A 9,088-nucleotide genomic window follows, 5' to 3' on the forward strand; every position below is an offset into this window, starting at 1 on the left:
TGTGGATCATACTGGTACTTGTCACTTATGATGTAAGCACAACGGATTCGGCCGGACAGCGTAGATTACGACAGGTGGCCAAGACTTGCCTCAATTGTGGGCAACGGGTGCAAAATTCTGTGTTTGAATGCATCGTGGATGCCGCCGAATGGACATCCTTGAGACTACGTCTGCTAGAACTCATTGACCCGGAGCAGGATAGTATCCGCTTCTACCAATTGGGTAACCAGTACAAGAACAAGATAGAGCATGTGGGTACGAAATCATCCCTTGATTTGGAGGGTCCACTAATTCTCTAACGGCCAGAATAGCATAAAATGTGCTGGTGCGAATGTGAAGCGAACATGATTCCCCTAGGGGATTCGCACCAAAATAAGTTACTTTCATTTGATTATATGTAAAAATAAGTAATTATTTTACCGATTATTTATTGTCTAAGGGCTAAAAATGGCTATTTAAACTGAATAATACCCTTATTATGTTAAAAATCGGAGTCGCACCCTACGCGGGTGCGTGGATTGAAATCCCACTCACGCAAAGCATCTGCAAGGACATCATGTCGCACCCTACGCGGGTGCGTGGATTGAAATCATTCAGAGAGGTGAAAAACGGTGCCGCCCTTATTGTCGCACCCTACGCGGGTGCGTGGATTGAAATCTCCAGACTCCGTCTAATGCGGTCATATTCGGCGTCGCACCCTACGCGGGTGCGTGGATTGAAATAAACAAATCCCGCTCCAGCGCTTCAATCTTTGCACGTCGCACCCTACGCGGGTGCGTGGATTGAAATCCAAACTCCGTTGACCTGCTGCTGAAGCTCGAGGGTAGTCGCACCCTACGCGGGTGCGTGGATTGAAATATCTGCTCTGATCTTTACTTTTTGGAGATCGTATAAGTCGCACCCTACGCGGGTGCGTGGATTGAAATTTCCGGTTGACCTAGGTAGCTTTTTTCCTGATCCTCGTCGCACCCTACGCGGGTGCGTGGATTGAAATGCAATGGTGTTGGCTTTGATGAAATCGGGCTTGGTCGCACCCTACGCGGGTGCGTGGATTGAAATCCCGCGCCGCAGTTGTAGCAAAAGCTCACAAGCAGTCGCACCCTACGCGGGTGCGTGGATTGAAATCCTAAGTTTTCGGGAGACCAAGCCTTTGACTTATTGGTCGCACCCTACGCGGGTGCGTGGATTGAAATGTTGACACGCTGCTGAACTTTCTGTATCGCTGCTTGTCGCACCCTACGCGGGTGCGTGGATTGAAATTCCCGTACGTACTCGACATCATATGATAACAGCGTCGCACCCTACGCGGGTGCGTGGATTGAAATCCGCCTCCAATGCTACTAATAAAGCAGCACGGCAAAGTCGCACCCTACGCGGGTGCGTGGATTGAAATTCTAATAAGGTTAATGTAAGCATTAATGAAGTTATTGTCGCACCCTACGCGGGTGCGTGGATTGAAATATGACGCAGGCTCAAGTCAATGCTTTGTATGTGGTCGCACCCTACGCGGGTGCGTGGATTGAAATTGTTCTTAGGGTCCGCTGTAATGATTGCACTTACGTCGCACCCTACGCGGGTGCGTGGATTGAAATCATTTCCATCATCTCATCACCTCTTACGTCTTATAAGTCGCACCCTACGCGGGTGCGTGGATTGAAATGCTCCTGCGTTACTCCAAGATTAATAATCTCGTTGTCGCACCCTACGCGGGTGCGTGGATTGAAATACTGAGGTATTTCGGGAGCAGGCTGCAGAGATAAGGTCGCACCCTACGCGGGTGCGTGGATTGAAATACGACATCCGAGCCAAGTGTCGGCGACTCAAGAGTCGCACCCTACGCGGGTGCGTGGATTGAAATTGGGATCCATATTGATCAAGCCTGAAACCTTTGGTCGCACCCTACGCGGGGTGCGTGGATTGAAATCAGTAGTAGTACACCTGGGCGTTAATCGTCAGTTGTCGCACCCTACGCAGGTGCGTGGGTTGAAATCGCTAGCCTATGTTGTTGGCTACGCTGTGTTATTTTGGGCACTCCCCTCGCAGGCACACAAATTAAACCCCATCTGGCCTTATACCGTACACGCCCACCTCCCATAGGAGTGTGGCTGTGCTAAAATATCAATAACATCAGATACCCGTTTTTGGAATAGAATTTCTGAAGGTGAGGGGAGAAGCTGTGCAGACGATTATTGTTAAATTGAATCCTATGCTGATGAAGAATCCCGATTTGGATATACGTTATGTTTTGCCGGATACGCTGGAGGCTTATACGGATAAGAGCATTATGGACCAAGGCTATGATTATTTGAATGATGCTAGCCATAGCATTGGAATTTGGCTGAGCTGCATGAATGCAGAGCGTGATTATTTGAAGGTGCTGGAGTGCTTTAAGGAGCAACTGATTTTGAATAATGATCTGCTACATTGCACTGAGCTTTATATCAGCACGGACGAAGTAGCCGAGTTAGCGGATTGTACGAAGGTCTACCCGTTGGACTCGTCGGGGTAGTTTTGGTTAGAGAATAGGGAGGTATCTATCAACTTTGCCTACTACGCACACTTTTGGAACCAGTCATTATCTGGATGTTGGCGCAGGCCGTAAGCTGCATTATATGGTGAAGGGTGAGGGGACGACTACGGTCGTTTTTGAATCAGGGATGGGAGCTTCGAGGGCGGCGTGGGGGCTGGTGCAGCCTGCGATTGCCCAAGCTGTTCGTACCGTGGTCTATGACCGAGCCGGACTCGGCAGAAGTGATGCTGATAACGAGCCTCGTACCCTTGAACGGATTACTGGTGATTTATTAGCCTTGTTAGGCGAGCTTGGGCCGGGCCCCTTTATTCTGGTGGGTCATAGCTGGGGAGGGCCGATAGTGCGCCGGGCAGCAGAGAAGCTGCTCGCTTCCTCTTCTGTGACTATTCAAGGTCTGGTGCTGGTTGATCCTTCGGATGAGCACGTAGACTTATATTTCTCCAAGGCGGCAGCGCTCAACTTTGCCCTGCTAGGCAAGTTGCTGCCCGGCATTGCCAGACTGGGACTATATCGGCGCATGTCTGGTGCCCCTCCTAAGAACCTGCCTCAGGATATAAGGGAGGAGCATCTGCGGGAGGACTTCACCTTACAGGCAGCCAAGGCCTCGGTTGCCGAGATGACGACGTTTCTGAAGGATCTGAAGGAACTACGCCATCACCCGGCCGAACTGGGCCATCTGGAGGTGGTAATTCTGTCCGGCACGATGATAACGAGGATGGAGCGAAGAACGCGCCCAGCCCTCATTGCCGCCCACCGCAAGAGTGTGTCGCTTCTGACAAATGCCCGGCATGTAGAAGCCCCACGCTCAGGACATATGATCGTCAACACCGAACCGGAGTTGATAATAGAAGTCGTGCTCCAAATGATACGAGATGAGTAGCGGCAAGGGTACACAAAAAATGCTTGGACATAGACTTGTCCAAGCATTTTCCGATTTTCAAGTCATGTAACTACGACTTAAGCTCGATTCACTACCCTGTGAATATGAACAGTCAGGTAGATCATCTCACTGTTGGAGATGGTACGTTGATAGTTTTTTTCAATATACTTGTAAATCCGAACGGCACACTCAAATTCCTTCACGTAAGTTGTCTGAACTTGTTCATACAGAAAGCCATCGTCCGACTCCATACTGATGTTATCCAGCAGACGCTGAGCAAAATACTGCAAGTGGGTGACAAAGCGTGAATAATTGAGCGAGTCGTGATCAAGGGTTACACCGAACTGGTACGAGACGATGTTCATGATGTCCTTGATGATACCAGCGATTTTGACGCTTTGCGACATATTATTGGAGGACTGCCTGGCATTCACCAGATGGAAGGCAATATTGCCCGCCTCTTCTTCGGGGAAGACGAGATTAAGTTCTTCTAGCAGTAGATTAAGGCCATATTTGCCAACCTTGAACTCTTCCGGATAGAATCGCTTCACTTCCCAGAAGAGGCGGTTTTGAATATTAACATTCTGCTGTAGCCGCTGCACTGCAAAGTAAATATGATCGGTGAGTGCCACATAGATATGCTCGTTAAGTTCAACCTGAAGCGTCTCCTTGGCATAAGCGATAATGCGGCTTGAGATATCGAAATATACGTCCGGGATATCGCGGGAGAGCCGAATGACATCACTGGATGCCTGCTCATCCTTGAGCACAAATACACGCTCATAATCATCCTGACTCAAAAGATTGCCCATCTCATAATTGCACCCGATGCCCTTGCCCATGACGACCACTTCCTGACCCGTATCGTCGGAGGCGATAACTACACTATTATTCAGCTTCTTGATGATTCGCATTCTGTCTCCACCTTCTTTGCTCCCGCCTGCGGCACAAGGTTACCGAAGAATTAATCCAACTCTTCGCCATTGGAGGCAATCACTTGCTTGTACCACCCAAAGGATTTTTTACGATAACGTTCCAGTGTTCCGCTTCCATCGTCATGTTTGTCCACATAGATCATGCCATATCGCTTCGCCATCTCACCGGTAGAGATACTGACCAGGTCAATGCAGCCCCATGCTGTGTAGCCAATCAGGTCAACCCCGTCGCGAATCGCTTGCTTCATTGCTTTGATATGCTCCCGAAGATAATCGATTCGGTAATCGTCGTGGATAGATCCATCCGGCTCTACCGTGTCTGCCGCGCCCAGCCCGTTCTCCACCACCATCATTGGAATTTGATAGCGATGATAAATATTGTTCAGCGCCCAGCGAAGTCCTTGCGGATCAATCTGCCAGCCCCAATCACTAGTGCGAATATAGGGGTTCTTGATTCCGCGGGCCATGTTGCCGGCCGTCTTCTCCAGATTTGGGTCAGTGCTCAAGGTAAATGGCGTGTAATAGCTGAACGTATAGTAATCCACACAGCCTGCTCGAAGAATCGCCGCATCTTCATCAGCCACTTCAAGCTTGATTCCTGCATCATGCATATAGCGGATGGCTGGTCCTGAATACTCACCGCGAATTTGTACATCTGAACAGAGCAGATTATTGATCAAATCCTCTTCCTGCGCGAGCATCACATCGTCAGGATGACAAGTATAAGGGTATGGTGAATGGTAGGTAATCATACAGCCGATGCGAAAATCAGGATTAATGCGTCGACCAATCGCTACCGCCTTTGCACTTGCTACAAGCTGATGGTGCATAGCCTGAAGTCTCTTCTGGACGTCATCATTCTGCGGCTTGAAGTAGAGCTCACCATTCTCTTCCGGCAGAAGCATGCCACCGGCAAAGTACGTACCGTAAGGCTTGAGCAGGCAGTTGAGCTCGTTAAAGGTAATCCAGTATTTGACGCAATCCTTATAACGGTTGAAGACCACTTCCGCATATTTGGTAAATAGATCAATTAATTGGCGTGACTCCCAGGCATTATATTTTTCACTAAGCACGAAGGGAAGCTCATAGTGGGAAAGTGTCACCAAGGGCTCAATATTATATTTCCGTAATTCGGCAAACACCCGATCGTAAAATTGCAACCCTTCTTCATTAGGCTCACTTTCTTCGCCTGTCGGGAATATACGCGTCCAGGATATCGACATTCGAAAAATTTTAAAGCCCATCTCCGCAAATAATGCGATATCTTCCTTATACCGATGATAGAAATCGATAGCCTCATGGCTTGGATAAAGGGTTCCTTCTTCAAGCGTGCGAGTAACCCGGCGTTTAGAAGTACGGCTACCTACAGTAACATGGTCGGCAGTGGAAGCTCCTTTACCTCCCTCGTTAAATCCACCCTCAATTTGAATGGCGGATGTTGCACCTCCCCAGAGAAAATCCGGGGGGAACTACTCGCGTATTTTCCTCATGATGATCGTCCTCCTTAGTCTAGTTGAATGCACATCCATATCGTAGCGAGATGAGCTTATAGCACGGAAATGAGTTCATCGCCTGGGCGAATTTGCTGATTCTCATTGCCGATAACGTCGAGATAATCTGAGGTATTGGTAATAATCACTGGGGTGATGATATCGAACCCCGCGGCTTGAATCTCCTCAATACTGAATTGAATCAGAGGATCACCAACCTTCACCTTATCTCCGGCTTGTACGAGATTATCATAGAACTGTCCCTTCAGACGGACCGTGTCGACCCCGATATGCATCAACACCTCCACCCCTTCATCAGAGGTGACAGAAATGGCGTGTTTGCTCTTAGTCAGCGTGGTAACGGTCCCGTTAACCGGAGACACCAGAATGCCTTCCTCCGGTATAATGGCAATGCCTTTGCCCATCAACTCGTCGGAGAATATCTTGTCGTCGACATTGGAGAGATGGACGGCTTTTCCCTGAAGGGGACTGAAGATGGGAAGCTGCTTTTTGGCGTGAACCGCTGTTGCAGCCTCAACCGGCTGATTGTTAACTCCTGACGAATGATTACTGTCATTTGGAGTTCCTGCCTTATTTGATGAATCCCCATCTACATTCTCATCCTTGAAGCCAATGAGGAGCGTAAGAACGAAGGAAAGGACCAAGGCAATGCTTGCTGTAATAATGGCGTTCAAGAAGTTGCTCGGAAATTGATCACTGACGAAGGACGGGAGCTTCAACAGCGAAGGAGAGACCATGGCAAAGATTTTAAGCTTGACGATCCCGGCAAATACGCCGGAGATTAACCCTGCAATGATACTGGCGATCATCGGACGCTTGAGTCTAAATACAACGCCATAGATTGCCGGCTCAGTAACGCCCGATAGCAACGACGTAGTACCTGAAGAAATAGCAATTTGACGCATGGATTTGTCCTTCGTTCTGATAGCAACCGCGAAGCAAGCTCCGGTTAAGGAGAAGATCGCTGACAGAGAGCTCACGGCCATTAGCCCGTCATAGCCATAGGTTGCAATCGACGTAATGATAGCAGGGGTAAAGGCCCAGTGCATACCGGTCATGACCAACAGAGGCTTGAACCCGGACAAAATGGCCAGGGCAAGCCAACCGATTTTCTCTTGGATAAAGTAAATACCGACAGCCAGACCGTTGCCAAGATGATAACCCAGTGGCCCAACGGCAAGTAAGGCTACCGGAGCCATGACAAGTATAACGATCAGCGGCTTGAAGAAGACCTTGATAACGCCCGGAGACACCTTCTCGGCGAATCGTTCTACATAAGACATCAACCAGACAACAATAATGATCGGAATAACGGTTGAACTATAATTGACCAGAGTGACTGGAATACCTAACAATGAGACCGGTTCCTTATTGGCCACAAGCTCAGTCCATTTCGGGTGCAGCATAATCCCGGCAACAGCTAAGGCCAAATAGGGATTCACCTTGAACTTGTTGGCCGACGATAAAGCGAGCATAAAGGGTAAGAAGAAGAACACCGCATCGGCAAAGAAGGAGAGGAAGTAGTAGACCTGATCCTCTGGTTTAAGTACGCCTGTCAAGACAAGCAAGGATACCAGCACCTTCATAATCCCTGCTCCTGCCAAAGCGGGCACAATCGGCGCCATCGTCGAAGATAGAACATTCACCATTCTCAGAAAGAGATTCATCTTCTTTTTCGGTTCTTCATTTCCTTCAGGTGCTGTCGTTTGAGCAGGCAGCAACTTGGCGACTTCGGCATATACCTTGGGCACATCGTTGCCGATAATAATTTGATATTGGCCGCCGTTCTCCGTTGCACCTATGACTCCTGGCAAACGCTTGATTTCAGCAGCATTTACCTTGTCGTAGTCCTTCAGCGTAAAGCGTAGTCTCGTCATACAGTGAATCAGGCTGGCTACGTTCTGCTTGCCGCCCACATGGTGCAAGATTCGTTCTGCAAGCTGGCTTCTGTCCATGTTCCATTCCTCCAAGCGATGGGCAGCAAGACAAGGCTTCTGCCCTTCGTTTATTATGAGAACACAAAAAAAGACCCAATTGAAAAGGAGAGCACACCCTCAAAAAAGAGGCTTGCCTGCCTTACTCAATGGATCCTGCCTGCTTGACCAGTCACACGTCCGTATTGGATATTTACTTGTCTTCTGCGTTTACGATAACACGGAAAGAAAGCGGTGTCAACCTAACATCTTGCGTTGTAAAAAGATGGAGAATAGGGCGGGTGAAAATGGATATTTCATTTCAGCGCCCGTCCCACAATCCACTCCAGCCACTTCCAAGGCAGACGCTCCTTCCCCCAAAGCATAGCTCTTGCACCTTGGCCCACCGGGTAGCGTAGGCGGGGGGAACGTTTGGCGGCGATGCGGGCAATCAAGTGGGCCACTTGCCCAGGATCGGGGGCCTTCTGCCCGGCCAGCCTGGAGTAACGCAGCACGGCCTCCAGCCGCTCGCGGTAAGGCGAGTTCTCATGGCTGACGATTCGAGCCAGCCCTTTATGCCAGATCGCTGTGCGGAAAGCCCCCGGCTCTACCAGCACGACTCGTACGCCGTAGGGAGACATCTCATGGCGCAGGCTTTCACTGTAGCCCTCGATGGCAAATTTGGATGCGGCATAAGGACCATATCCCGGGAAGCCAACTCTACCGCTAACGCTGCCCACATTAATGATGCAGCCTGACCCGCGTTCCCGCATCTGCGGAAGAACGGCCTTGGTCATGGCGACGACACCGAAGAAGTTCGTCTCCATCTGCTGCCGCCAATCCTCCAGTGATAATTCCTCGATGTATCCACCCACAGCAAAGCCTGCATTGTTCACGAGCAGGTCGATTCGGCCGAACCGGGCCATGATCTCTTCCACCGCTTGGTGGATAGACTCACTGTCGGTGACGTCCAACTGTAACGGGATCACCGCATTAGCGACCAGTTCCTTCCGCGCCAGTTCCAGGAGATCTCCGGCTTTGCCGGGATCACGCATGGTGGCGGCTACCTGATACCCTTGCTTGGCCAGCGCTACGGCCGTCAGTAACCCAAAGCCACTGGAGGCTCCGGTGATGAGCGCGACGAGAGGATGTTCTGTGGGAGGTGAGCCTGCAACCATCATTTAAATCTCTCCTTTTTGAGCTTTCAGAGCTCATAGTGCGAGTTTAAAAAGACGAATTTCTAGGACCAAAGCTTATGCTTCCGATGTGCGTTTTTTCAAAACGCTTGGGTTGGATGAAGCTAGGCACTGAGGAGTGGA

The 9,088-nt window shown here is 49.8% G+C and carries 7 protein-coding genes and 1 CRISPR repeat array; of the genes, 3 read left to right on the forward strand and 4 right to left on the reverse strand.

Translation table 11 applies throughout. The annotated features are described in order from the left end of the window. Positions 1-8: 8 nt before the first annotated feature. From cas2 to BN3279_RS02820, 3 genes are all read left to right on the forward strand, one after another. Entirely contained in the window at positions 9-299 is a 291-nt protein-coding gene (gene cas2, locus BN3279_RS02810; protein ID WP_059049305.1) for a CRISPR-associated endonuclease Cas2, read from the forward strand. A gap of 194 nt (positions 300-493) precedes the next feature. Next, positions 494-1,858: a CRISPR direct-repeat array (repeat unit 32 nt; unit sequence GTCGCACCCTACGCGGGTGCGTGGATTGAAAT). Positions 1,859-2,176: 318 nt separating this feature from the next. Next, positions 2,177-2,509, forward strand: a complete 333-nt coding sequence (locus BN3279_RS02815) for a hypothetical protein (protein WP_059049139.1) — start codon at positions 2,177-2,179, stop codon at positions 2,507-2,509. Between the two features lie 34 nt (positions 2,510-2,543). After that, positions 2,544-3,410: an alpha/beta fold hydrolase gene (locus BN3279_RS02820; protein WP_059049140.1), complete on the forward strand. Its 867-nt coding sequence runs from the start codon at positions 2,544-2,546 to the stop codon at positions 3,408-3,410. Positions 3,411-3,487: 77 nt separating this feature from the next. On the opposite strand, the gene licT is transcribed toward BN3279_RS02820, so the two are convergent. The 4 genes from licT to BN3279_RS02840 all read right to left on the reverse strand — a co-directional run bounded on the left by licT (position 3,488) and on the right by BN3279_RS02840 (position 8,950). Then, positions 3,488-4,324: a BglG family transcription antiterminator LicT gene (gene licT, locus BN3279_RS02825; RefSeq protein ID WP_059049141.1), complete on the reverse strand. Its 837-nt coding sequence runs from the start codon at positions 4,322-4,324 to the stop codon at positions 3,488-3,490. A 50-nt stretch (positions 4,325-4,374) separates the two neighbouring features. After that, on the reverse strand, positions 4,375-5,775 hold the full coding sequence (locus BN3279_RS02830; protein WP_059049142.1) for a glycoside hydrolase family 1 protein: 1,401 nt from the start codon (positions 5,773-5,775) through the stop codon (positions 4,375-4,377). Between the two features lie 116 nt (positions 5,776-5,891). Beyond that, positions 5,892-7,811 carry a beta-glucoside-specific PTS transporter subunit IIABC gene (locus tag BN3279_RS02835; protein WP_059049143.1) on the reverse strand — a complete coding sequence of 640 codons (1,920 nt, stop codon included), beginning with the start codon at positions 7,809-7,811 and terminating at the stop codon, positions 5,892-5,894. A 275-nt stretch (positions 7,812-8,086) separates the two neighbouring features. Beyond that, positions 8,087-8,950 (reverse strand): SDR family oxidoreductase, encoded by an 864-nt coding sequence (locus BN3279_RS02840; RefSeq protein WP_059049144.1) that lies wholly within the window; start codon positions 8,948-8,950, stop codon positions 8,087-8,089. Between the last annotated feature and the right edge of the window lie 138 nt (positions 8,951-9,088).

The organism is Paenibacillus senegalimassiliensis (assembly GCF_001486585.1).
In the GTDB taxonomy this organism is placed as follows: domain Bacteria; phylum Bacillota; class Bacilli; order Paenibacillales; family Paenibacillaceae; genus Fontibacillus; species Fontibacillus senegalimassiliensis.

Excerpts from the sequence above, each read along its gene's own strand:
- licT (WP_059049141.1), bottom strand. The coding sequence starts at position 4,324 with ATGCGAATCATCAAGAAGCTGAATAATAGTGTAGTTATCGCCTCCGAC.
- BN3279_RS02840 (WP_059049144.1), bottom strand. The coding sequence starts at position 8,950 with ATGATGGTTGCAGGCTCACCTCCCACAGAACATCCTCTCGTCGCGCTC.
- BN3279_RS02835 (WP_059049143.1), bottom strand. The coding sequence starts at position 7,811 with ATGGACAGAAGCCAGCTTGCAGAACGAATCTTGCACCATGTGGGCGGC.